We start from the raw sequence: 24532 nt of genomic DNA on the forward strand, positions 1-24532 counted from the left end.
GCGGGGTGGTGGCGCTTGCCGTTGACGTCCGTACAGAGGATTCACTCACGCCACCGACGATCGCGCCGCGCGCAGCCTGGTACCAGAGTGTCCTTATCCTGGTACAAGTACCACCAGGCACCGGCCGCCCGGGGCCCGCACCGGCCCCGCACCCTGGAGGAATGACGACGATGGCGACGCCCCTGACGCAGCCGGCCGCTCCCGGCGGGAGCGAGCCCGACATCCGGCGGCACGAGCTCGCGAACTTCCTGCGCAGCCGCCGCGAACGGATCACCCCCGAGCAGGTCGGCCTCGTCCGGGGCCGCCGCCGGCGCACCCCGGGGCTGCGCCGCGAGGAGGTCGCCCAGCTCTCCGCCGTCGGCGTCACCTGGTACACCTGGCTCGAACAGGCCCGGGACATCCAGGTCTCGCCCCAGGTCCTCGACGCCCTCGCCCGCGCCCTGCTCCTGGACCGCAGCGAGCGCAGCCATCTCTTCTCGCTCGCCGCGGCCATCGACCCGGCCCCCGGCACGGACTGCCCGCACGTCACCCCGGCGCTGCGGACGATGCTGCGGCAGCTGGAGCCGATCCCCGCCTGCGTGCAGAACAGCCGCTACGACATCCTCGCCCACAACCGGACGTACGGGCGGCTGCTCTGCGACCTGGAGGAGGTCGCGCCCGAGGACCGCAACGTGATGCTGCTCGCCCACACCAACGAGCAGTGGCGGGCCTCCGTCATGGACACCGCCGAGGTGACGCGCTACATCACCGCCAAGTTCCGCGCGGCGATGGCGGAGCACCTGGCCGAGCCCGCCTGGAAGGAGCTGCTGGGGCGCCTGGAGGCGGCCTCCGAGGAGTTCCGCGAGAACTGGGCCCGGCACGAGGTCGTCGGGGCGGGCAGCCGGGCCAAGGTCTTCCGCAACGCCTGGGTGGGGCTGCTCCGGGTGGAGGCCACCGACCTCTGGCTCGGCCCCTCGGCCGGACCGCGCCTGGTCAGCTACGCGCCCCGGGACGACGAGACGTACGAGCGGCTGGCCCGCCTTCAGGAACTGGTGCGGGCCGCCGAGGACTGAGCGACCGGGCCCCCGGCCACCGGTTCCGCCAGCCGCTCCGCCGTCCGGCGGGCGGTGGACCGGGCCCAGCGGCCGCTGCTCAGGGCGCCGATCAGCAGGACGGCGAGGCCGCAGCCGGTGACGATCCACCAGCCGGGCCGGCTCGCCGCCACGAAGCCGTCCGAGCCGCCCGGGTCCGCCATGCCCGCCGCCAGGACCGCGCCGATCACGGCGACCCCGAGGGTCTGCCCGATCTGCCGGCTGGTGGAGGCGACCGCGGCCGCCACGCCCGCCTGGGAGCGGGGCATGCCGGAGACCGCGGTGTTGGTGATGGGCGCGTTCACCGAGCCGAAGCCCAGGCCGAACAGGACGTACGCGGCGAACATCGAGACCGTCCCGGTCTCCGCGTCGAACGCCGCCAGCATCAGCCCGCTCACCGCCATCGCACCGCCCGCGATCAGCAGCGGGATGCGCGGCCCGCGGCTGGCCACGAGCCGCCCGGACAGTGGCGAGAGCAGGCACACCACGGCCGCCATGGGCAGCGTGTAGAGCCCGGCGTCCAGCGCGCTCAGGCCCCGGACGTCCTGGAGGTAGAGCGTGTTGAGGAAGAGGAAGCCGCCGAGCGCGGCGAAGGCGCTGACCGCGATGACCGTGGCCCCGCTGAACGGCACGCTGTGGAAGAACCGCAGATCGATCAGCGGATCGGCGCGCCGGGGCTCGTACACCAGCAGCCCCGCGAGGGCCGCCGCCGCGAGCCCCGCGAAGAGCAGGATCTCGGCGGAGGCCCACCCCTTCTGCGGGGCCTCGATGATCGCGTACGTCAGCGAGCCCAGCAGCGTGATCACCAGGAGCTGGCCCAGCGGGTCCGGGCGGCGGGCCCGGTGGGCGCGCGACTCGGGGACGTAACGCCAGGTCAGCAGCAGGGCGGCGAGGCCCACCGGGAGGTTGACCCAGAAGATCGAGCGCCAGCCGACCGAGTCGACGAGGCCGCCGCCGACCACCGGACCGGCCGCCATCGAGATGCCGACGACCCCGCCCCAGACCCCGATGGCGCGGGCACGCTCGCGGGGGTCGGTGAAGGTGTTGGTGATGATCGACATCGCGACCGGGTTGAGCATCGAGCCGCCCACGGCCTGCACCATCCGGAAGGCGATCAGCGCCTCCAGACTCGGCGCCAGCGAGCAGAGCGCCGAGCCCAGCGTGAACAGCACCAGGCCCGCCATGAAGACCTTCCGCCGGCCGATCCGGTCGGCGGTGGACCCGGCGAGCATCAGCAGGGAGGCGAGGACGAGCGTGTACGCGTCGATCGTCCACTGCATCCCCGCGACGCTCGCGTCCAGGTCCTGGCGCATGGCGGGCAGGGCGACATTCAGGGCGGTGGTGTCGAGGCTGACGATCAGCAGGCTCATGCAGCAGATCGCCAGCACCAGCATCCGCCGTCGGTGGCTGAGCTCAGGCATCCATCGATAGTACGCCTAACTAACGACTGCCGCCGCCAGGGCCTTCGCCACGTCCCGCACCAGCGGATGGTCCCCGCCGCGCCGGACGGGCCCGCCGGCTTCGACGTCAGCACCGCGAGGACCACGGGAGCCCCCTCCCGCGTCCACGCGACGCCCACGTCGTTGCACGAGCCGTACGAGCCGCCGCCCGTCTTGTCGGCGACCGTCCACTCCGGCGGCAGCCCGGCCCGGAACCGCGTATCGCTCGTCCGGCAGTTCAGCAGCCAGTGGGTCAGCAGCGCGCGGTCCCGGCGCTCCAGCGCGTCCCCCAGGACCAGCCGGGCGTAGTCGCGGGCGAGCGCGGACGGGGTCGTGGTGTCCGTGACCCGGCCCGGCTCGGCGGTGTTCAGCTCGGGCTCCCAGCGGTCCAGCCGGGTCACGCGGTCGCCCAGCGAGCGGGCGAAGCGGGTGACCGCCTGCGGGCCGCCCAGCTCGCGCAGCAGCAGATTGCCCGCGGTGTTGTCGCTGTCGCAGATCGCGGCGTCGCAGAGCCGGGCGACGCTCAGCCCGCTCGCGATGCTCTCCGCGGTGTCCGTGACCGGCGAGTCGGAGACGCAGTCCGCCTTCGTGTAATGGATCACCTTCTCCAGGACCTCGCCGTCCCGGTCCAGGTCCCGCAGGACGGTCGCCGCGGCGAGCGTCTTGAACGTGGACAGCATCGGGAAGCGCTCGTCCGCCCGGTGCCGCACCGCGACCCCGGTCGCCACGTTGTACGCGAACGCGCCGACGCGGGCGCCGTGAAGCCGCTCCAGCTCGCGCAGCCGGGCCGTCGTGGACCCGGCCGCCGCGCGGGCGGTGCCCGCCGTACCGAGGAGCAGCGCCCCGGCGCCGCCGAGCGCGAGCAGCCCGCGACGGCTGGGGGAGCCGAGCGTTAAGCGGGCAGAGGTCGTCGTCATGAGCTTCGTCTCCTTCGTGGGCCGGCCCGTCGCCGGAATCCCCACGCTACGGCGGGGGTCCGGCAACGCCGCCCTCTTTCCCCCGCCCCGGCGGGGCGCGACGCCCTGGGGAGCAGTCATCGGCGTACGGGACAATGGGGCCATGACCACGCTCGCCCCCTCGCCCCCGCTGCTCCGCATCGGCCCGCACACCGTGCAGCCGCCGGTGGTCCTCGCGCCCATGGCCGGCATCACCAACGCCCCCTTCCGCACGCTGTGCCGGGAGTTCTCGGGCGGCAAGGGCCTCTTCGTCAGCGAGATGATCACGACGAGGGCCCTGGTCGAGCGCAACGAGAAGACCATGCAGCTCATCCACTTCGACGCGACCGAGACCCCGCGCTCGATCCAGCTGTACGGAGTGGACCCCGAGACGGTCGGCAAGGCGGTCAGCATGATCGTCGACGAGAACCTCGCCGACCACATCGACCTCAACTTCGGCTGCCCGGTCCCCAAGGTCACCCGCAAGGGCGGCGGCTCGGCCCTGCCGTACAAGCGACCGCTGCTGCGCGCGATCCTGCACGAGGCGGTCTCCCGGGCCGGGGACCTGCCCGTCACGATCAAGATGCGCAAGGGCATCGACGACGACCACCTGACCTATCTCGACGCCGGCCGGATCGCCGTCGAGGAGGGCGTCACGGCGGTCGCCCTGCACGGCAGGACCACCGCCCAGCACTACGGCGGCACCGCCGACTGGGACGCCATCGCCCGCCTCAAGGAGCACGTCCCGGAGATCCCGGTGCTCGGCAACGGCGACATCTGGTGCGCGGACGACGCCCTGCGCATGATGCGCGAGACCGGCTGCGACGGCGTGGTCGTGGGGCGCGGCTGCCTGGGCCGCCCCTGGCTCTTCGGCGACCTGGTCAGCGCGTTCGAGGGTACGGAGACGAGGCAGGCGCCCACGCTGCGCACCGTGGCCGACGTCATGCTGCGCCACGCGACGCTGCTGGGGGAGTGGATCGGCGACGAGGCGCGGGGCGTGATCGACTTCCGCAAGCACGTCGCCTGGTACCTCAAGGGCTTCGCGGTGGGCTCCGAGATGCGCAAGAAGCTGGCGATCACCTCCTCGTTGGAGGAGCTGGGCTCCCAGCTCCAGGAGCTGGACCTCGACCAGCCCTGGCCGGACGGCGCCGACGGCCCGCGCGGGCGCACCTCGGGCAACAACCGGGTGGCCCTCCCGGACGGCTGGCTGAAGGACCCGTACGACTGCGCGGGCGTCGCCGCCGACGCGGAGCTGGACACCTCCGGAGGCTGAGCCGACGGTCGTCGATATGGGGGCACTGCGTGCCCCCCATACGTATTTTTGCTCATCTGAGCGGTGGTCCTATCGAGTGATTCTCGCCACCTTGAGACGTGTGGCGCTCAGATGAGCGCAAAAAGCAGGGCTGCACTTCTCAAAGGGTGGCACTGAGTGCCAGGTGTCCGTACTTTGATCGATCGACGCTTCGGTCACTTTCGGCCACCGAATCACGACTTCCGATGTGCGCTGCGTGATCCTGTGTACGACTCCTGAATGCACGATTCCGGATGGCTCCCGGGCGGCCGACTTTCGATCTGCTGGCGGACGGGTGGTTACGGCCGTACGACGCGCAAGTGGACGTACCCAGGCACCTTCGATCTGGGTATGTTCCTCGCCGTCAGGGCAGCCACCGCGTCTTCGAGGAGTCGAGACCGTGTCGGAAAACAAAGATGTGCAGAAGTTCGTCTACGACTTCACCGAAGGCAACAAGGATCTGAAGGATCTCCTCGGCGGGAAGGGGGCCAACCTCGCCGAGATGACCAACCTCGGGCTCCCCGTCCCGCCCGGTTTCACCATCACCACCGAGGCGTGCAAGGTCTACCTGGACAGCGGTGAGGAGCCGGCCGCCCTCCGCGACGAGGTGAGTGCGCACCTCGACGCCCTGGAGACGCGGATGGGCAAGAAGCTCGGCCAGGCCGACGACCCGCTGCTGGTCTCCGTGCGCTCCGGCGCCAAGTTCTCGATGCCCGGGATGATGGACACCGTCCTCAACATCGGCCTCTCCGACGCCTCCGTGGTGGGCCTCGCCGCCCAGGCCGGCGACGAGCGGTTCGCGTGGGACTCCTACCGCCGGCTGATCCAGATGTTCGGCAAGACCGTGCTCGGGGTGGACGGCGACCTCTTCGAGGAGGCGCTGGAGGCCGCGAAGGAGGCCAAGGGCGTCAAGGTCGACGTGGACCTCGACGCGGGCGACCTGAAGAAGCTGGTCGAGGAGTTCAAGAAGATCGTCGCGCGGGACGCCGGCCGCGACTTCCCGCAGGACGCGCGCGAGCAGATGGACCTGGCCATAAAGGCGGTCTTCGACTCGTGGAACACCGACCGCGCCAAGCTCTACCGCCGCCAGGAGCGCATCCCCGGCGACCTCGGCACCGCCGTCAACGTCTGCTCCATGGTCTTCGGCAACCTCGGCCCCGACTCCGGTACGGGCGTCGCCTTCACGCGCGACCCGGCCAGCGGCCACCAGGGCGTCTACGGCGACTACCTCCAGAACGCGCAGGGCGAGGACGTCGTCGCGGGCATCCGCAACACCGTGCCGCTCGCCGAGCTGGAGTCGATCGACAAGCAGTCGTACGACCAGCTGCTGACGATCATGGAGACGCTGGAGACCCACTACAAGGACCTCTGCGACATCGAGTTCACCATCGAGCGCGGCCACCTGTGGATGCTCCAGACCCGGGTCGGCAAGCGCACCGCCGGTGCCGCCTTCCGCATCGCGACCCAGCTGGTGGACCAGGGGCTCATCGACGAGGCCGAGGCCCTTCAGCGGGTCACCGGCGCCCAGCTCGCCCAGCTGATGTTCCCGCGCTTCGACGACACCGCGAAGACCCAGCGGCTCGGCCGGGGCATCGCCGCCTCGCCCGGCGCGGCGGTCGGCAAGGCGGTCTTCGACTCGTACACCGCCGTCAAGTGGTCCCGGTCCGGCGAGAAGGTCATCCTGATCCGCCGCGAGACCAACCCGGACGACCTGGACGGCATGATCGCCGCCGAGGGCATCCTCACCTCGCGCGGCGGGAAGACCTCGCACGCCGCCGTCGTCGCCCGGGGCATGGGCAAGACCTGTGTCTGCGGCGCCGAGGAGATCGAGGTGGACACCAAGCGCCGCCGCCTGACGGTCGGCGACACCGTCGTGGAGGAGGGCGACATCGTCTCCGTCGACGGCTCCACCGGCAAGGTGTACCTCGGTGAGGTGCCCGTCGTGCCGTCCCCCGTGGTCGAGTACTTCGAGGGCCGGATGCACGCGGGCGCCGACGACGCCGACGAGCTGGTCGCCGCCGTGCACCGGATCATGGCGTACGCGGACCGGGTGCGCCGGCTGCGGGTGCGGGCCAACGCGGACAGCGCGGAGGACGCCCTGCGCGCCCGCCGCTTCGGCGCCCAGGGCATCGGCCTCTGCCGCACCGAGCACATGTTCCTCGGCGAGCGCCGCGAGATGGTCGAGAAGCTGATCCTGGCCGACACCGACCAGGAGCGCGAGACCGCCCTGGAGCAGCTGCTGCCGCTCCAGAAGGCGGACTTCATCGAGCTGTTCGAGGCGATGGACGGACTGCCGGTCACCGTGCGGCTGCTGGACCCGCCGCTGCACGAGTTCCTGCCGGACATCACCGAGCTCTCGGTACGCGTGGCCCTCGCCGAGGCCCGCAAGGACGCCAACGAGAACGACCTGCGCCTCCTCCAGGCCGTGCACAAGCTGCACGAGCAGAACCCGATGCTGGGGCTGCGCGGGGTGCGCCTGGGCCTGGTCATCCCCGGTCTGTTCGCCATGCAGGTGCGGGCCATCGCGGAGGCGGCCGCCGCCCGCAAGAACGCCAAGGGCGACCCGCGCGCCGAGATCATGATCCCGCTCGTCGGCACGGTCCAGGAGCTGGAGATCGTCCGCGAGGAGGCGGACCGGGTCATCGCCGAGGTCCAGGCCGCCACCGGCACCGACCTCAAGCTGAAGATCGGCACCATGATCGAGCTGCCGCGCGCCGCGCTGACCGCCGGGCAGATCGCGGAGGCGGCGGAGTTCTTCTCCTTCGGCACCAACGACCTGACCCAGACGGTGTGGGGCTTCTCCCGCGACGACGTGGAGGCGTCCTTCTTCACCGCGTACCTGGAGAAGGGCATCTTCGGGGTGTCGCCCTTCGAGACGATCGACAAGGACGGCGTCGGCTCGCTGGTCAAGAACGCGGTCGCGGCCGGCCGGGCCACCCGCCCCGACCTGAAGCTGGGCATCTGCGGGGAGCACGGCGGCGACCCCGAGTCGGTGCACTTCTTCCACGAGGCCGGTCTCGACTACGTCTCCTGCTCGCCGTTCCGCATTCCGGTGGCGCGTCTGGAGGCGGGCCGGGCGGCGGCCGGGGCGCGGGCCAGCGACAGCCGCTGACGCGGCATTCCTGAGACGGTGGCACCCTGTGCGGGGGTGCCACCGTCTTGTCATGTGGGACGGCATCCCCGCACAACGTTGTCATGCTCCGGTAAATAGGCGCCCAGCGCCCATTGCTTCGTTTAATACGCAAAGAAATCGAGTTGAACGGACCGGGGTGCGGCCCGTGGATCCCCATCCACGGGCCGCACCCGGCTTACCCCCATCGAGTGCGGAGCCGCACCATTGCCAACCGCCGCCGAACGAGCAAAACCCCCCACGGCCTTCACTCGCTCTTCCGGTGGCTCCGGATTCGCACCCGACGCCGTACAGCTTTTCGTCCGGCGGGCGGTCCGGGCGAGGCGTTTCACCTCTGGCCGAAACCCCGTGGTGACGTGCTGTTACGATTCGCATACTCTTGCGAGGGGGAATTGCAGGTGCAAGGGGTGGGAGTTCGGTGCTGCGTATCCATGTCTCCGGATGGGACCTTTCCAGGGTGCGGATGGCCTCCGGGCCGGACGCGCTGTGGGAGACCATTCTCAGCTTTCACCGGCTGAGGGACCGGAGGGCTTCCGCGGTCTTCGGGAAATGGCGCACCGAAACCCGCCCACGGTTGAGCGGTGAAGTACGCCTGCTGTCCGCGGTGGTCCCGCAGCGCGGATATTTCCCCGACTTCCTGACGCCTTCTCAGGAAAGCGCCGAACCGCTCGGACCCGACGCCGGAATGGAAGCCGTGCGCGCCACTCCGCCCGAGCGCCTGCGCGCCGAGATCGCCCTCCTCGGGGACCCCGGCGCGAGGCACGCCGCCCGCCTCGACCCCCTGCGCGAGGGCGGCGCCGAGCCCCTGGCCCGTCTCGTCGCCGCCTTACGGGACTACCACCGCGCCGCCGTCGAGCCGTACTGGCCGCACATCCGCTCCGCCGTCGAGGCCGACCGGGCGATCCGGGGCCGCGCCCTCCTGGACGGCGGCACCGACGAACTGCTCGCCTCGCTGCCCCCGGTCATCCGCTGGCGGGCGCCCGTCCTGGAGGCGGACTACCCCGTGGACCGCGACCTCCACCTGGACGGGCGCGGACTGCTCCTCCAGCCGTCCTACTTCTGCCGGGGGACCCCCGTCGTCCTGCGCGACCCCCTGCTCCCGCCCGTCCTGGTCTACCCGGTCGCCCATCGCGCGGCGCCCGCCTTCGCCGACCCGGGCCCCTCGCTCGGCCGGCTCCTCGGGCAGACCCGCTCCACGGTCCTGCGGGCCATCGGCGACGGCTGCACCACCAGCGAACTGGCCCGGCGCGCCGGGGTCTCCCTCGCCTCGGCCAGCCAGCACGCCTGCGTCCTGCGGGAGGCGGGGCTCGTCCACACCCTGCGGCACGGCAGCTCCGTCCAGCACACCCTGACGCCGCTGGGCGGCTCGCTGCTGAGGGGCGGGGCGCCGGTCGCGGTCTCGTGAGGTGCCCCGTACGGAAAGGATCCGCGGCCCGCACCGATGAGTTCCCGGCGGCCCCGGCGTCTACCAGTCGAGAAGACGCACACGGAACCAGAGCACCGAGAGAGCGAGACGGCCATGCCCCAGATGATCTTCGTGAACCTGCCGGTCAAGGACCTGGAGACGTCGAAGGACTTCTTCGCGAAGCTGGGCTACTCCTTCAACCCGCAGTTCAGCGACGAGCGCACCGCCTGCCTCGTCATCAGCGACACGATCTTCGCCATGCTCCTCCAGGAGGAGCGCTTCAAGGACTTCACCAAGAAGGACATCGCGGACGCCGCCTCGTCCACCGAGGTGATCCTCGCGCTCAGCGCCGACAGCCGCGAGAAGGTGGACGAGCTGGCCGACGCCGCCCTCGCCAACGGCGGATCGCCCGCCAACGAGACGCAGGACCTCGGCTTCATGTACGGCCGCTCCTTCCAGGACCCGGACCACCACATGTGGGAGGTCATCTGGATGGACCCGTCCGCCGTCGAGGGCTGAGCCGCAAGGGCCGGGCTACAGCCCCGGGTACGTCACGCCGGTCAGCTGCTCCGAGGCCACCCACAGCCGCTCGCCCGCCACGTCGTCGCGCGTCCAGCCCGCCCGCCAGGACGGTCCGGGCGCGCCGCGCCACCCCAGCCGCGGGCCGGTGAACGAGTCGGGGCGCACGCCCGGCGCGGTGGCCGCGTACAGCGTGGGCAGGGCCCCGGCCGAGGCGGGCTGGGCGAGGAGGTTGGTGAGGTCCATGACCCGCTCCACCACCCTGCGCCCCTCCAGCCGGGCCCCCGCCGTGTGGAGGTTGGTGGCGGCCAGGCCGGGGTGCGCGGCGGCGGCGACCAGTCCGCTGCCGGCCGCCGCGAGCCGCCGGGCCAGCTCGTGCACGAAGAGCAGGTTCGCGGTCTTCGAGCGGCCGTAGGCGGTCCAGCGGCGGTAGTTCCGCTCGCTGTTGAGGTCGCCCATGTCGATGTTGCCCAGGGCGTGCAGCGCGCTGGAGACGGTCACCACCCGGGCGCCCCCGGTGGCCGTCAGCTTCGGCAGCAGCAGCCCGGTGAGCGCGAAGTGCCCGAGGTGGTTGACGCCGAACTGGGTCTCGAAGCCGTCGGCGGTCCGCCCGTACGGCAGGGCCATCACCCCGGCGTTGTTGACCAGCAGGTCGATCCGGTCCGCCCGGAGGCCCTTGGCGAACGCGCGCACCGAGGACAGATCGGCCAGATCGAGCGGGGCGAACTCCACATCCGCGCCGCGCACCGCGTACCGGATGCGGGCCGCCGCCTCCTCGCCGCGCCGCTCGTCGCGGCAGGCGAGGAGCACCCTGGCCCCGCAACGGGCCAGCTCGCGGGCGGTGATGAGCCCGATCCCGCTGTTGGCCCCCGTCACCACGGCCGTGCGGCCGCTCTGGTCGGGTATGTCGCGCGCGCTCCAGCCCTGGGTCATGGATCAAGCGTACGACCGGGGACACGGATGGCCGGAAGCACCCGTTCGGGGGTACTTCCGGCCGCCTCGGCATGAGCCGAGGGATTCAGTCCGCGCGTACCTCGAAGACCGGTACGGAGACCTCGTCGTCGTCCAGGCAGGCGCCCGTCGCCAGGTCGAAGCGCTGCTTGAGCAGGGGCGAGGCCACGAAGGGCTGCCCGCCGTCCGAGCCGACCAGGCCGCGCGAGAGGACATAGGCCCCGGTGAACGGGTCGCGGTTGTCGATGGCGTACGTGCGCCCCGCCCGGTCCAGGAAGAGCGCGACCTGCCGGCCGTCCGGGAGGAGGGCGGCGACCCCGCGCCCCGGGGTCAGCAGCGAGCGGTCGCACACCGTGAGCCAGCCGTCCCCGGCGGCGATCCGGACGGTCCGGGTGTCCTGCGCGGTGTCCAGCGTCTGCGTGGTCATCAGGAGGCGGTCCCCTCAAGAGTGCGGATGGCGAGAACCGGGCCCGCGAGGATGTCCAGGTCCGGCTTGACCTGGTCGCGTTCCGGGACGAACTTGACGGACGGGTCGGGCGCGTCGGGCGCGTTGACGAAGGTGACGAACCGGCGCAGCCGCTCGGGGTCGTTGATGGTCTCGGCCCACTCGTCGCGGTAGCCGCGGACGTGGTCGGCCATCAGCCGCTCCAGCTCCTCGCAGAGCCCCAGCCTGTCGTGGACGACGACGTCCCGGACGTGCTCCAGGCCGCCCTCGATGCGCTCCAGCCAGGCCGAGGTGCGCTCCAGCCGGTCCGCGGTGCGGATGTAGAACATCAGGAAGCGGTCGATCAGCCGGACCAGTTCGGCGTCGGACAGGTCCTGGGCGAGCAGGTCCGCGTGGCGCGGGGTGGCGCCGCCGTTGCCGCCCACGTAGAGGTTCCAGCCGCCCGCCGTGGCGATGATCCCGAAGTCCTTGCCCCGGGCCTCCGCGCACTCCCGCGCGCACCCCGAGACCGCCGACTTCAGCTTGTGCGGGGCGCGCAGCCCCCGGTAGCGCAGCTCCAGGTCGATCGCCATTTTCACGGAGTCCTGCACGCCGTAGCGGCACCAGGTCTGCCCGACACAGGACTTGACCGTGCGCAGCGACTTCCCGTAGGCGTGCCCGGACTCGAAGCCGGCGTCGACGAGCCGGGTCCAGATGAGCGGGAGCTGGTCGACGCGGGCGCCGAAGAGATCGATGCGCTGACCGCCGGTGATCTTGGTGTAGAGCCCGAAGTCGCGGGCCACCTCGCCGATCACGATCAGCTTCTCCGGGGTGATCTCGCCGCCGGGTATGCGCGGCACGATCGAGTACGAGCCGTTGCGCTGGAGGTTGGCCAGGAAGTGGTCGTTGGTGTCCTGGAGGGCCGCCTGCTCGCCGTCCAGGACGTAACCGCTCGCGCCGACCGTGGGCGCCAGCGAGGCGATGACCGAGCCGACCGTCGGCTTGCAGACCTCGCAGCCGTCGCCGCCCCGGGCCTCCTCCCGCCCGTGGGAGTCGAGGAGATCCGCGTACGAGGTGATGCGCAGGGTGCGCACGATCTCGTACAGCTCGCTGCGGGTGTACGCGAAGCAGCCGCACAGGCCCGCGTCCGCGCTCTGCGGGAGCAGTTGGCCGATCACCTTCACGCAACTGCCGCATCCGGTGCCCGCCTTGGTGCACTTCTTCACCTCGGGCAGCGTGGTGTGCTCGCGGATCGCGCCCTTGGTGACGTTGTGGCAGGAGCAGATCACCGCCTCGTCCGGCAGCGCGGACGGGCCGAGCGCCACCGGGCCGCCCGCCCCGGCCGGGAGCACCAGCTGCTCCGGGGCGACCGGCAGCACGCTCCCGGTCATGGGGCGCAGCGTGCCGTACTGGTCGGCGTCGCCCACGAGGACCCCGCCCAGCAGGGTGCCGTCCGCCGCCATCACCAGCTTCTTGTAGACGCCGGAGCGGGCGTCCGCGTACACCACGTCGAGGCAGCCCTCGGCGGTGCCGTGCGCGTCGCCGAACGAGGCCACGTCCACGCCGAGCAGCTTCAGCTTGGTCGACAGGTCCGCGCCGGTGAACGCGGCCGCCCTGCCGGCGATCACCTCGGCGGCCGTCAGCGCCATCTCGTACCCCGGCGCCACCAGCCCGTACACCCGGCCGTCCGAGGCGAGCGCGCACTCGCCGATCGCGAAGACCGCCGGGTCGGAGGTCCGGCACTCCTCGTCCACGACGATCCCGCCGCGCTCCCCGACCGCGAGCCCGCACTCCCGGGCCAGCTGGTCGCGCGGGCGGACCCCGGCCGAGAACACCACCAGGTCCGTGGCCAGCGCGGACCCGTCGGAGAGCGCCATCCCGGTCACCGTGCCGTCCTCGCCCGCGGTCACCTCCTGCGTGCCGACCCCGGTGTGCACGGTCAGGCCCAGGTCCTCGATGGTGCGCAGCAGCGCCGCGCCCCCGCCCTCGTCCACCTGGACGGGCATCAGCCGGGGCGCGAACTCCACGACGTGCGTCTCCAGGCCGAGGCCCTTCAGCGCGCCGGCCGCCTCGAGACCGAGCAGCCCGCCGCCGACCACCGCGCCGGTCGTCGCGTTCTTCGCGTACTCCTCGATGGCGAGCAGGTCCTCGATGGTCCGGTAGACGAAGCAGCCGGTGCTGTCCTTGCCGGGGACCGGCGGCACGAAGGGGTAGGACCCGGTCGCCAGGACCAGCGTGTCGTACGCGAAGACCTCGCCGGACCGCGCGGTGACCGTACGGGCCGAGCGGTCCACGGCCACCGCCGGGTCCCCGAGCCGCAGGTCGAAGCCGTGCCGCTCCATGAAGCCGTCCTCGACCAGCGACAGGTCGTCCGGGGTCTTCCCCGCGAAGTACGAGGTCAGCTGGACCCGGTCGTAGGCGGCGCGGGGCTCCTCGCACAGGACGACGACCCGGGCGGTCCCGGCGGTGCCGGTGAGACCGCGCTCGGCCAGGGCCTCCAGGAAGCGCTGGCCGACCATCCCGTGCCCGACGACCACGAGCGTCGGCGCGGCGGCAGGGCCTGAGGTGGGGGCGGTCGGGGGAGTGGACACCGGCATCTCGGGGCCTCCGTCGTCGGTGAGCAGATTCGGCAGGGCCACAGGCGCCGGGCCTGTGTGCTCATGACCGGAAGCGTGTCCCGGCGGTGTTACCCGGCCGGTTCCCCGCTGTTTCCCGGGAGGAACCTTGCGCTCAGCACCCGCCGAAAAGGTCTGTGAGGCGGCCGGCGGAGGCCGCAAAAGGGGCCTTGTCCTGCGGAAACCTCAGAGTTGGCTCAACTTTCCCGGTGCGGCCCCGGAACGGTTGGACGGTGCACGCATCTGCTCCATAGGGTCGTGCCCATGCCGGACATCACCCTGACCACCCTTGTCGTGCTGTGCCTCGCCGCCGGGGCGGCGGGCTGGGTCGACGCGGTGGTCGGGGGCGGCGGACTGCTCCTGCTGCCCGCGCTGCTGCTCGGTCTGCCGCACCTGCCGGCCGCGCAGATCCTCGGCACCAACAAGGCGGTCGCCATCGTCGGCACCTCGGGCGCGGCCGTCACCTACGCCCGCAAGGCGCCGGTGAAGGTGGGCACGGCGGTCCGGATCGGGCTGGCGGCCCTGGCCGGTTCGATGACCGGCGCGTTCTTCGCCGCCGGGATCAGCAGCGAGGTGCTGCGGCCGGTGATCATGGTGGTGCTGCTGGCGGTCGCCGCGTTCGTGATGCTGCGGCCCCAGTTCGGCCGGGCCGCCGGGGACGGCGTCCCGCCCCAGGTCACCCGGGCCCGCAGGATCACCGCGATCGTCCTGGTGGGCGGCGGGATCGGCCTGTACGACGGGCTGTTCGGACCCGGTACGGGCACCTTCCTGGTGCTCGCCCTGACCGCCGTGCTCCACCTCGACCTGGTGACCGCGTCGGCCACCGCGAAGATCGTCAACGTCTGCACCAACGCCGGGGCGCTCGCCATGTTCGCCTACCAGGGCAACGTGCTGTGGCAGCTGGCGGCGCTGATGGCGGTGTTCAACCTGGCGGGCGGGCTGCTGGGCGCGCGGATGGCGCTGCGCAAGGGCAGCGAGTTCGTGCGCGGGGTGCTGCTGGTGGTGGTGTTCTCGCTGGTGGCGAAGCTCGGGTTCGACCAGTGGCAGAGCTGAGCGTCAGCGGACGCTCGTGAGGTGGGCGTACGCCACCACGTTCCCCCGGTAGCCGGTCGCCTCGGAGTATCCGCCGCCGCAGGTGATCAGCCGCAGCGAGGCGTGCGCGGAGGCGCCGTAGACCCGCTGGTCGGGGAAGTCGTCGTTCTCGTACACCTCGATCGCGTCGAGCGTGAAGACGGCGGTACGGCCGTCCTGCCGGTCCACCTCGACGGTGCTGCCCTTCTTCAGTGAGCCCAGGTCGTAGAAGACCGACGGGCCCTCCGCGTTGTCGACATGGCCGGCGACGATCGCGGTGCCCTTGGCGCCCGGCGGCGTGCCGTCCTTGTACCAGCCGACGATGTCCGTGTTCCCGGCCGGCGGCACGTCCAGGCTGCCGTCCGCCCCGAGCCCGAGCCGCATCATCGGCGCGTCGACCCGGATGGCGGGAATCCGGATGCGTACGGGCGCGGAGGGGCGCAGCGGCTCGGCGACCGGGGAGCCGGGCAGCAGGGCGGGCCCGGCGGCGAACGCCTGGGCCGCGGCCGGGCCCGGCGGGGTGAGCCGGGTGCCCGCGCCGTTCTGGATCAGCCAGACACCGGCCAGCGCCACCACGACGAGCAGCCAGCCCTTGGCCTTCTGGGACACGGTGGTCCTCCGGGGTGCGGAAGCGGGAAACGGTCCCGTCCCGGTGGCGCGCGGCCACCGGGACGGACACCGGGCGGTACGGAGGGGTGGATGCCTCCGTCAGCCGGCGTCCCGCGTGCCGCTCGCCCGGCGACGCAGGAGCCAGGCTCCGCCGACGGCGGCAGCGGCGAGTACGCCGGCTCCCGCCGCGATCTGGGTGGTGTCCGGGCCGACGCTGCCGCCGACTCCGGTCTTCACGTGCCCCGAGGGGGCGGTGGGCGCGGCCGAGGTCCGGTGCCCGGAAGGCGTCTCGCGCCCGGACCCGCTGTCGTCCCAGTCGGATGATCCGGTCGGGCGGCCGGTGGGGGCGGGGCGCTCGGTGGGCGTGGTGCGGCCGGCCTCGGCGGGGGCGTCCGGGACGAGGCCGGAACCGGCGGCCTCGGCGTCGAGGCCGTCCAGGCCCTCCGTGTCCTCGTCGCCGCCCAGCCCCTCGATGTCGGAGAAGTCGTACGCGGGTGAGTCGGCGGTGCCCGCGGCGTCCTCGGTGCCCTCGGCGCCCTCGTCGCGCGAGGAGCCCGCGGCCTTCACCTCGATCTCACCGGTGGCCTTCTTGCCGTTCGCGCAGTCCACACCGATGCCGTACGAGCCGGGCGCGACGCTGCCCGGTACCCGGAAGGAGCCGGCCAGGGCCTCTTCGAGGGAGACGGGCGCCAGCGGGAACTCCGGAGCGTCCAGCGCGCTCGCGTCACCGGTGGCGGCGCTGTCGCCGCCGCAGGCGGTGGTGTCCACGGTGACCGTGGCACCCGGCGCGGCGCTGGCGGGGGTGATCCTCAGGGGTGCCGTCTCGTCCCCGTACGCGGACGGGGCGGCGGCGCTGAGGCCGAGCGCGGCGGCGGCCAGGGCCGCGGCGGCGGTGCCGGTCACGAGTCGGGCAGGACGGCGCATGGGGTTTCCTCCGAGCAAGGGGCGCTGGCGGGTGTGTCCTGGCTCCGAGCCAACAGCCGGACCGGCCCCCATGCCTGCTGACACCGAGTCAGCTCTCACCCGTACGGCCCGGCGCGCCCTCCTTGCCAAGCGGTGTCGCCGCAGGTCACGAGGGTGTTGGCGGGCAGGGGATACGGTCCGTGTCGCCCTGGTGCCGTTCGGGTGACGGGCCCGCCGGGCAATGTGGCGTACATCACACGCGTGAGGCGGCGCTGAGCGGGAACACGCATCACAACCCCCCACGGGACGGCGCGCACTGCCGCCCCCGGCCGACGCCCCCTCCCGACCTCCCCCCCCTGGGTCCGGAGGGGGCGGACTGCGTCAGGGGCGCCCCGGTGCGGCGGCCGACCACACGACCACCGGCGGCCGGACCCGCCCGCAGAGCGGCCGCCCCTCGGCGTCCGAGAGCGGAAGCCGGGCGGTGAGATGCCCCGAGCGCACCGCCGCCGCCAGGACCGCCGCGTCGACGTCGGCGAAGAGCAGCTTGGCCCGCCGGAACATCGTGAAGAGGCCATCCGCGTCGACCGTCCCCCAGGACAGGTAGACGAAGCGCCCGCCGAGCCGGTTCTGCACATACGGCCCCCGGACCGCGACCCCGTCCGCGTCCTCGGCCGCCGTGCACTCCAGCGTCCAGCGGGCGCCCGGCGCGTCCCCCGGGGTCGGGCCGAGGAGTTCGCCGGGGCGGTCCTTGCGCTGGACGCCTACGTGGATGTTCTCGTAGCCGGGGAAGCCGGGGAAGCCGGGGAAGCCGGGCCCGGCCGGGCTGGAGCGCCCGGGCAGACGTGATCCCTCGATGTGGACCAGCAGGGGAGCCTCCACGGTCAGACCGCCTCGCCCGGCGCCGCCTCGTACGCCTCGGCCAGGCGCCCCATCAGCTCCGCGTCGACCGTGAACGCCGTGCCGTCGATGCGGGCGACCGGGGCCATGCCCAGCGAGTTGGTGAGGAACGCCGAGCGGAAGGCGCCGAGCCCGTCCAGGGTGACCGGCCGGCGCAGCGACTTCAGGCCCGCGCCCGGGAGTCCGCGCTCCAGGACGCCCATGGTCACGCCGGACAGGGCCGGGGCCTGCGGCCAGGTGACCGCCGTGCCGTCCCAGAAGCCGATGTTGCTGACCGCCCCCTCGGTCACCGAGCCGTCGGGCAGGGTCAGCAGCGCGTCGTCGTAACCGGCGCGGCGGGCCAGGTTCGCGTAGTAGGTCTGGCCGAACTCGCCGGGCCGTTTGAGGTGCGCGGCGGTCCGGGCGAACGGGACGGACATCAGGCTCTTCGGCGCGGGGTCCATTCCGCCCGGTTCCCGTACCGCCACCATGACGGTCGTCGCGGTGTTCCCCGGCGGCAGATACGCGTGCACCCGCACCGAGGCGTCCGCCGTGCCCGCGCTCTCCAGGGCGTGCCGGATCAGCCGGCGCACCAGGTCCCCGTCCAGGGGGAGTTCGAACAGCTCGCGGTTGGCCGCGTCCAGCCGGGCCAGGTGCAGATCCAGGCCGCGCACCCGGCCCCCGCGTACCTGCATCGCCGTGAAGTGGCCGTAGTTGAAGAACAGCGCCCGGCCCAGATCGTCCTCGGTGGCGGGCCGGCCGTCGAACTCGGCGTACGGGAGGGCCGCCGCTGCTGGAGTCGTCATGCGGCCACGGTATGCGGCCGCCGGCACCCGGCGGGAGGCCCGTTCCCGATCACGCTTGACCTCAACCATGGTTGATGGTCGAACGTCTTCGCCATGGACCTCATCACCGCGGAATCCACCGCCACCGCCCTGCCCGAGACCGCCCCGCTGAAGGTGGCCGTCATCCTCTCCAGCAACCGCGAGGGCCGGTTCGCCCCCGTCATCGCCGACTGGTTCCTCGCCCACGCCGACGCCCATCCCGCGATCGAAACGGACGTGGTCGACGTCGCCGCCCTCGATCTGCCCACCGCCCTCTCCTACCGCCTGGAGGGCGACGCCCGGGAGGTGGTGGCCGGGGTCTCGGCCAGGCTGGCCGACGCGGACGCCTTCGTCGTCGTCACCCCCGAGTACAACCACTCCTACCCGGCGCCCCTGAAGAACCTCATCGACTGGCACCGCGACGAGTGGCAGGCCAAGCCCGTCGCGTTCGTCTCCTACGGCGGGGTCTCCGGCGGACTGCGCGCGGTCGAGCACCTGCGCCAGGTCTTCGCCGAACTGCACTCCGTCTCGATCCGCGACACCGTCTCCTTCCACAACGCCGGCGCCCAGTTCGACGACGCGGGCAGGCACCGCGACCCGGCGGCCCCGGACGCCGCCGTGAAGACGCTGCTCGACCAGCTCGTCTGGTGGGGCCGCGCGCTGCGGGACGCGAGGAGGGCCCACCCGTACGGCGGCTGATGGCGCGGCGGGAGGCGGGACCCCACAATCGGTGGGGGACCGCCCACCACCGCGAGGAGAGGCCGACGTGACGACGACGCCCGCATGGCTGACCGTACTGACCACGACGGACAGCGAGGAGAAGGCCAGGGCACTGGCGCGGGGGCTGGTCGAGGCGCGGCTCGCCGCGTGCGTACAGATCTCCGCGCCCGTCACCTCCGTCTACCGCTGGCAGAACGCCGTCGAGGCCACCGAGGAGTGGCAGCTGTTCTGCAAGACGACGGCCGAGCGTTACGAGGAGCTGGAGGCCCATCTCCAGGAGGCGCACGACTACGAGACCCCGGAGATCATCGCCCTCCCGATCCTCCGGGGCAGCGCCCGCTACCTCGGCTGGGTCTCCGCCGAGACGGCCCCGGTCACCTCGGTCTGAGGCCGCCCCCGGTCAGCGGGAGGCCGCCGCCAGCGCGTCGTCCACGCCCCGTTCGCGGGGGCCCAGGAAGTGCGGGTCCGGCTCGAACAGGGCGTCGAGCGCCGCCTTCCCCGCCGCGAACACCTCCCGCGTCCCGCCGTAGTACCAGGTGACGTCGTGCTCGGCGTCCACCCCGACCCCGTACGCGTCGATCCCCGCCGCCCGGCACAGCGCGATGGCCCGGCGGATGTGGAAGCCCTGGCTCACCAGCACCGCCCGGTCCACGCCGAAGATCTTCTTCGCCCGCACGCACGAGTCCCAGGTGTCGAAGCCCGCGAAGTCGCTGACGATCCGGTCGTCCGGCACGCCCTTCCCGACCAGGAACGCCCGCATCGCGTCCGGTTCGTCGTACTCCACGCGGCTGTTGTCCCCGGTCACCAGGACGACCTTCACCTTGCCCTCCCGGTAGAGCGCGGCGGCCGTCCGCAGCCGGTTCGCCAGGTACGGGGACGGCTTCCCGTCCCACAGCCCCGCCCCGAACACCACCGCGACCTGCCGCGCGGGCACGTCCTCGACGGTCCTGATCCGGGCATCGGCCACGATGTGCAGCCAGGTCGCGGGCGCGAGGGCCAGCACACATGCGGCCATCACCCCCTGCACGGCCCGCCGCCGCCCGCGACGGGTCCTGGGGCCTGTCGTCACATTCCCGTCTGCCGGGCGACGCCATGCCCTGGGCAGCCGGGGCCGCAGGGCTCTCAGCAGCCGGGCGCCCCGCACCCGCTCGGCTCCCGGTGTCCGCCGCATCCGTACCCTCACTCGCCCGCCCCCCGCTCCCTGGGCCCAGCAGCCCCTGCCCTACTGGACGATCCGGCGGCCGAAAGGGTTCTCGGCCCGGCCCGGGCGGTCCGCGTACCATCGGGCGATGTCGCTTCCACGGTTGATCGCCTCCGATCTCGACGGCACCCTTCTGCGCGGCGACGGCTCGCTCTCGCCCCGCACCCTGCGCGCCCTGCGCACCGCCGAGGAGGCCGGGGCGGAGATCGTCATCGTGACCGCCCGGCCGCCCCGCTTCGTGGACCGGCTGGCCGAGGCCACCGGCCTCGTGGGCACCGCCGTGTGCAGCAACGGCGCCCTCGTCTACGACATAGCGAGCCGCAGCGTCGTCTCCTCGCAGATGCTGTCCCTGTCCGTCGCCCGGCAGGTCGCCACCGCGCTCGCCGCCGCCGTCCCCGGCGTCGGCTTCGCCCTGGAGACCGGCAACCAGGTCTTCTACGAACCCGCCTACCGGCTGCGCCTGTCCGAGGACGAGGGTGCCGAACTCCCCGTCGCGTCCCTCGCCGAGCTGTGGCTCACCGAAGCCCCCGTCACCAAGCTGCTCGCCTGGACCGAACAGCTCGACGCGGACACCCTGCTCGCCGCCGCCCGGCCGGGGGCCGGCGACACCGTCCAGCTGACCCACTCCGGCGGGCGCGGGCTGCTGGAGATCAGCGCGCCCGGCGTCACCAAGGCCGGCGCGCTCGCGATGCTCTGCGCGGAACGGGGCATCGAGGCGGCGGACGTCATCGCATTCGGCGACATGCCCAACGACCTCACGGTCCTCGCCTGGGCCGGTACGGGGTACGCCATGGCAAACGCCCACCCGTCGGTGCTGGCCGCCGTGGAGACGCACGCCCGGACCAACGAGGAGGACGGGGTGGCCCAGGTCATCGAGCACCTGTTCGCGGTACGGGGGAGGGGCTGAGGACGCGCCGGATCTCCTGGCCGCCGCCGCGCTTCCCCCGTGAGGCGGCGGAAAACCTCCGTGACCGGCATGCAACGCACCGGCAACGTGCGTCCGCCACCATCGACCCATGCACCGCATCCGGCACCTTCCCGCGCACCGCCCGGCGTCCGCAGTCCCCGCCCTGGTCGCCGTCGCCCACGGCAGCCGGGACCCCCGCACCCCGCACGCCGTGGCCGCGCTCCTGGACCGGGTCCGCGAACTGCGCCCCGGGCTCGACGTCCGCCTCGGCCACATAGAGCTGAACGCGCCGCTCCTGCCGGACGCCCTGGACGCCCTCGGTGCCGGCCGGGCCGTCCTCGTACCGCTGCTGCTCGGGCGCGGGCACCACGTCAAGCACGACATCCCCGCCTCCGTGGCCGCCGCCCCCGCCCTGCGGGCCCGGGTCGCCGCGCCGCTCGGGCCGCACCCGCTGCTGGTGGAGGCGCTGCACGACCGGCTCACCGAGGCCGGCTGGGACGGCTCGGACCGGGGGGACCGCGGCACCGCCGTCGTCCTCGCCGCCGCCGGGTCGCGCGACCCCGAATCGGCCGCCGACGCCCGGCATACCGCACGGCTCCTCGGGGAACGGCTCGGCGGCGTGCCCGTCGTGCCCGCGTACGCCTCCGCCGCCTCGCCCACCGTGCCCGCCGCCGTGCGCGCGCTCGCCGCCCGGGGCCACCGCAGGATCGCCGTCGCCTCGTACTTCACCGCCCCGGGCGCTTCGCCTCGGCCGCCGCCGCCCACGCGCCGTGGATCGCCGCGGCCCCCCTCGGCGCCCACCCCGCGCTGGCCCGGCTGCTCCTGCACCGGTACGACGAGGCACGCACGGCCGGAACGGCCCTGTCCGACATACCTGTGAACACCCGCTTCGCGGCCTCCGCCTGACCCGTCCTGACCCGTCCTGTCGGTGGGGCCGACTAACCTCGGACGCATGAACGGCACGGAAGGCACGGACGGCACACAGCACCCCGGTACGGCGCCCTACGGCGCGTTCGACGCCGAGCGCTGGGACCCCGAGCCGGACAAACGGCCCGGCCGCACCGCCTTCCAGCGCGACCGCGCCCGCGTGCTGCACTCCGCGGCGCTGCGCCGGCTCGCCGGGAAGACCCAGGTCGTCACCCCCGGCACCCGGGGCCCCGCCTGGGACGCCAGCCCGCGCACCCGGCTCACCCACTCCCTGGAGTGCGCCCAGGTCGGCCGCGAGCTCGGTGCCGCCCTCGGCTGCGACCCCGACCTGGTGGAGGCGGCCTGCCTCTCCCACGACATGGGACACCCGCCTTTCGGCCACAACGGCGAACAGGCGCTCAACGACTTCGCGTCCGACTGCGGCGGCTTCGAGGGCAACGCCCAGTCGCTGCGGCTGCTCACCCGCCTCGAACCCAAGCGCTTCGTCCCCGACACCCGCACCGGCGACCTGGTCAGCGTCGGCCTCAACCTCACCCGCGCCGCCCTCGACGCCGCCACCAAGTACCCCTGGCCCCGGGGCGACCACCCCACCGACCCCGGCTCGCCCAAATTCGGGGTCTACGAGGACGACCTGCCGGTCTTCCAGTGGTTCCGCGAGGGCGCGCCCCGCGACCGCAAGTGCTTCGAGGCCCAGGTCATGGACTGGTCCGACGACGTGGCGTACTCCGTGCACGACTTCGAGGACGGGCTGCACGCGGGCCACATCGACCCCAACTGCCTGGAGGCCGAGCCGGAGCGCCGCGACATCTGGGACGTCGCCATCGGCCGCTACGTCCCCGCCGACACCGACCCGCAGGAGCTGGCCGACGCGCTCGACCGGCTCATCGCCCAGGAGTGGTGGCCGCACGGCTACGACGGGTCCGCCGTCGCCCAGGCCCGCCTGAAGGACGCCACCAGCCAGCTGATCGGCCGCTTCTGCCTCGCCGCCGAGACCGCCACCCGCCAGGGCTACGGCACCGGACGCCTCAGCCGGTACGCCGCCGAGCTGGTCGTCCCGCGCGCCACCCGCAACGAGTGCGCGGTGCTCAAGGCCATCGCCGACCGTTACGTGATGCAGCGCGCCGAGCAGGAGGAGATCCGCGCCGACCAGCGCATCGTCATCGCCGAACTGGCCGCCGCGCTCACCGCCCGCGCCCCCGAAGGGCTCGAACCGCAGCTGCGCGCGCTGTACGAGACCGCGCCCGACGACCGCGCCCGCAAGCGGGTCCTCGTCGACCAGATCGCCGCCCTCACCGACGCCTCCGCCCGCACCCTCCACGCCCACCTCACCCGGGACGGCGCCCGCCACCGGGAGTGACCTGATCGGGCCACACCCCCTTCCCCCACTACGCTGCGTGCGGGACGCTCGCAGTTGGCGCCGCGCAGCAAGCACCGAGGAGGCATCACAGTGGTCGACGCACATCGGACGTTCGTCATCGTCGGCGGAGGGCTGGCCGGGGCGAAGGCAGCCCAGACCCTCCGGTCGGAGGGGTTCAGCGGCCGGGTCATCCTGATCGGCGACGAGCGCGACCATCCGTACGAACGCCCGCCGCTGTCCAAGGGGTACCTGACCGGTAAGGAGGACCGCGACACCGTCTTCGTCCACGAGACCGCCTGGTACGCGGGCGTCGAGATCGAACTCCACCTCGGCCAGTCCGTCACCGACCTGAACCGCGAGGCGCGCACCGTGGAGACGGGCGACGGCACCGTCATCCACTACGACAAGCTGCTCCTCGCCACCGGCGCCGAACCCCGCCGCCTCGACGTCCCCGGCACCGATCTGGCCGGTGTCCACCATCTGCGCCGCCTCGCCCACGCCGACCGGCTGCGCAACGTCCTCGCCGCCCTCGGCCGCGACAACGGCCACCTGGTCATCGCCGGGGCCGGCTGGATCGGCCTGGAGGTCGCGGCGGCCGCCCGCGGCTACGGCGCCGAGGTCACCGTGGTCGAACCGGAGGCGACCCCGCTGCTCCGCGTCATCGGCCCCGAGCTGGGCCAGATCTTCACCGAGCTCCACAGCGACCACGGCGTCCGCTTCCACTTCGGCGGCCGGCTCACCGAGATCGTCGGCCAGGACGGCATGGTCCTCGCGGTGCGTACCGACGACGGCGAGGAGCACCCCGCCCACGACGTCCTCGCCGCCATCGGCGCCGCCCCCCGCACCGCGCTCGCCGAGGCCGCCGGACTGGAGATCGCCCCGCGCGAGGAGGGCGGCGGCATCGCCGTCGACGCCTCGCTGCGCACCAGCGACCCGCACATCTACGCCGCCGGCGACGTGGCGAGCGCCGCCCACCCGATGCTCGGGACCCGGCTGCGGGTCGAGCACTGGGCCAACGCGCTGAACGGCGGCCCGGCCGCGGCCCGCGCCATGCTCGGCCAGGACGTCGCCTACGACCGGGTGCCCTACTTCTTCTCCGACCAGTACGACCTGGGCCTGGAGTACTCCGGCTGGGCCCCGCCCGGCAGCTACGACCAGGTGGTCATCCGGGGCGACGCGGGCAAGCGCCGGTTCATCGCGTTCTGGCTGAAGGACCGCACCGTGCTCGCCGGGATGAACGTCAACGTGTGGGACGTCACGGAGCCCATCCAGAAGCTGATCCGGGCCGGCCGGCCCGTCGACCCGGACGCCCTGGCCGACCCCTCGGTGCCCCTGGAATCCCTGGTCTGAGCGGACCC

The 24532-nt window shown here is 73.0% G+C and carries 20 protein-coding genes and 2 pseudogenes; 12 read left to right on the forward strand and 10 right to left on the reverse strand.

Annotated features, from left to right (window positions below):
• Window positions 1-161 precede the first annotated feature (161 nt).
• Window positions 162-1052, forward strand: coding sequence for a helix-turn-helix domain-containing protein (locus NEH16_RS21850; RefSeq protein ID WP_073965278.1), 891 nt, complete (start codon window positions 162-164; stop codon window positions 1050-1052).
• Here NEH16_RS21850 and NEH16_RS21855 read toward each other — a convergent pair.
• On the reverse strand, window positions 1022-2491 hold the full coding sequence (locus NEH16_RS21855; protein WP_265544471.1) for an MFS transporter: 1470 nt from the start codon (window positions 2489-2491) through the stop codon (window positions 1022-1024). The two genes, NEH16_RS21850 and NEH16_RS21855, sit on opposite strands and share 31 nt — an antisense overlap.
• A gap of 15 nt (window positions 2492-2506) precedes the next feature.
• Window positions 2507-3426, reverse strand: a pseudogene (gene bla / locus NEH16_RS21860) (class A beta-lactamase).
• A 142-nt stretch (window positions 3427-3568) separates the two neighbouring features.
• On the opposite strand from bla, the gene dusB reads away from it, so the two are divergent.
• The 4 genes from dusB to NEH16_RS21880 all read left to right on the forward strand — a co-directional run bounded on the left by dusB (window position 3569) and on the right by NEH16_RS21880 (window position 9789).
• Window positions 3569-4717, forward strand: a complete 1149-nt coding sequence (gene dusB / locus NEH16_RS21865; protein ID WP_265544473.1) for a tRNA dihydrouridine synthase DusB — start codon at window positions 3569-3571, stop codon at window positions 4715-4717.
• Window positions 4718-5135: 418 nt separating this feature from the next.
• Entirely contained in the window at window positions 5136-7847 is a 2712-nt protein-coding gene (gene ppdK, locus NEH16_RS21870) for a pyruvate, phosphate dikinase (protein WP_265544474.1), read from the forward strand.
• A gap of 436 nt (window positions 7848-8283) precedes the next feature.
• A complete protein-coding gene (locus NEH16_RS21875) occupies window positions 8284-9270 on the forward strand; it encodes an ArsR/SmtB family transcription factor (RefSeq protein ID WP_199879059.1) in 987 nt (328 codons plus the stop codon).
• A gap of 114 nt (window positions 9271-9384) precedes the next feature.
• On the forward strand, window positions 9385-9789 hold the full coding sequence (locus tag NEH16_RS21880; protein ID WP_073965284.1) for a VOC family protein: 405 nt from the start codon (window positions 9385-9387) through the stop codon (window positions 9787-9789).
• A 15-nt stretch (window positions 9790-9804) separates the two neighbouring features.
• On the opposite strand, the gene NEH16_RS21885 is transcribed toward NEH16_RS21880, so the two are convergent.
• The 3 genes from NEH16_RS21885 to nirB all read right to left on the reverse strand — a co-directional run bounded on the left by NEH16_RS21885 (window position 9805) and on the right by nirB (window position 13761).
• Window positions 9805-10722 carry an oxidoreductase gene (locus NEH16_RS21885; protein WP_265544476.1) on the reverse strand — a complete coding sequence of 306 codons (918 nt, stop codon included), beginning with the start codon at window positions 10720-10722 and terminating at the stop codon, window positions 9805-9807.
• An 85-nt stretch (window positions 10723-10807) separates the two neighbouring features.
• On the reverse strand, window positions 10808-11167 hold the full coding sequence (nirD, locus tag NEH16_RS21890) for a nitrite reductase small subunit NirD (protein ID WP_073965286.1): 360 nt from the start codon (window positions 11165-11167) through the stop codon (window positions 10808-10810).
• The gene (gene nirB, locus NEH16_RS21895) at window positions 11167-13761 is read right to left on the reverse strand and encodes a nitrite reductase large subunit NirB (RefSeq protein ID WP_265547308.1); all 2595 of its coding nucleotides are present in this window, start codon (window positions 13759-13761) and stop codon (window positions 11167-11169) included. Before nirB ends, nirD begins: the two co-directional genes overlap by 1 nt.
• A 282-nt stretch (window positions 13762-14043) precedes the next feature.
• Between nirB and NEH16_RS21900 the strand changes: the two genes are divergently transcribed.
• A complete protein-coding gene (locus NEH16_RS21900) occupies window positions 14044-14832 on the forward strand; it encodes a sulfite exporter TauE/SafE family protein (protein WP_073965584.1) in 789 nt (262 codons plus the stop codon).
• A gap of 3 nt (window positions 14833-14835) precedes the next feature.
• Here the strand turns inward: NEH16_RS21900 and NEH16_RS21905 are convergent, their stop codons facing one another.
• The 4 genes from NEH16_RS21905 to NEH16_RS21920 all read right to left on the reverse strand — a co-directional run bounded on the left by NEH16_RS21905 (window position 14836) and on the right by NEH16_RS21920 (window position 18044).
• On the reverse strand, window positions 14836-15459 hold the full coding sequence (locus NEH16_RS21905; RefSeq protein ID WP_265544478.1) for a class F sortase: 624 nt from the start codon (window positions 15457-15459) through the stop codon (window positions 14836-14838).
• Window positions 15460-15558: 99 nt separating this feature from the next.
• Entirely contained in the window at window positions 15559-16383 is an 825-nt protein-coding gene (locus tag NEH16_RS21910; RefSeq protein WP_265544480.1) for a hypothetical protein, read from the reverse strand.
• 360 nt (window positions 16384-16743) lie between these two features.
• Window positions 16744-17241, reverse strand: a complete 498-nt coding sequence (locus NEH16_RS21915; RefSeq protein WP_265544482.1) for a DUF5990 family protein — start codon at window positions 17239-17241, stop codon at window positions 16744-16746.
• A 2-nt stretch (window positions 17242-17243) separates the two neighbouring features.
• The gene (locus NEH16_RS21920; RefSeq protein WP_265544484.1) at window positions 17244-18044 is read right to left on the reverse strand and encodes an aminotransferase class IV family protein; all 801 of its coding nucleotides are present in this window, start codon (window positions 18042-18044) and stop codon (window positions 17244-17246) included.
• Window positions 18045-18137: 93 nt separating this feature from the next.
• Here NEH16_RS21920 and NEH16_RS21925 point away from each other — a divergent pair, with 93 nt between their 5' ends.
• Entirely contained in the window at window positions 18138-18761 is a 624-nt protein-coding gene (locus NEH16_RS21925; RefSeq protein ID WP_265544485.1) for an NADPH-dependent FMN reductase, read from the forward strand.
• 67 nt (window positions 18762-18828) lie between these two features.
• A complete protein-coding gene (cutA, locus tag NEH16_RS21930) occupies window positions 18829-19170 on the forward strand; it encodes a divalent-cation tolerance protein CutA (RefSeq protein ID WP_265544486.1) in 342 nt (113 codons plus the stop codon).
• 12 nt (window positions 19171-19182) lie between these two features.
• On the opposite strand, the gene NEH16_RS21935 is transcribed toward cutA, so the two are convergent.
• A complete protein-coding gene (locus NEH16_RS21935; protein WP_265544488.1) occupies window positions 19183-19953 on the reverse strand; it encodes a SanA/YdcF family protein in 771 nt (256 codons plus the stop codon).
• Between the two features lie 133 nt (window positions 19954-20086).
• Here NEH16_RS21935 and NEH16_RS21940 point away from each other — a divergent pair, with 133 nt between their 5' ends.
• The 4 genes and pseudogenes from NEH16_RS21940 (at window position 20087) to NEH16_RS21955 (ending at window position 24524) form a co-directional block, all read left to right on the forward strand.
• Window positions 20087-20890, forward strand: a complete 804-nt coding sequence (locus NEH16_RS21940; protein WP_265547309.1) for a Cof-type HAD-IIB family hydrolase — start codon at window positions 20087-20089, stop codon at window positions 20888-20890.
• Between the two features lie 109 nt (window positions 20891-20999).
• Window positions 21000-21796: pseudogene (locus NEH16_RS21945) on the forward strand (sirohydrochlorin chelatase).
• A 46-nt stretch (window positions 21797-21842) separates the two neighbouring features.
• A complete protein-coding gene (locus NEH16_RS21950; protein WP_265544489.1) occupies window positions 21843-23174 on the forward strand; it encodes a deoxyguanosinetriphosphate triphosphohydrolase in 1332 nt (443 codons plus the stop codon).
• A 90-nt stretch (window positions 23175-23264) separates the two neighbouring features.
• A complete protein-coding gene (locus NEH16_RS21955; RefSeq protein ID WP_265544490.1) occupies window positions 23265-24524 on the forward strand; it encodes an NAD(P)/FAD-dependent oxidoreductase in 1260 nt (419 codons plus the stop codon).
• Window positions 24525-24532 lie beyond the last annotated feature (8 nt).

Source organism: Streptomyces drozdowiczii (genome assembly GCF_026167665.1).
Classification (GTDB): domain Bacteria; phylum Actinomycetota; class Actinomycetes; order Streptomycetales; family Streptomycetaceae; genus Streptomyces; species Streptomyces drozdowiczii_A.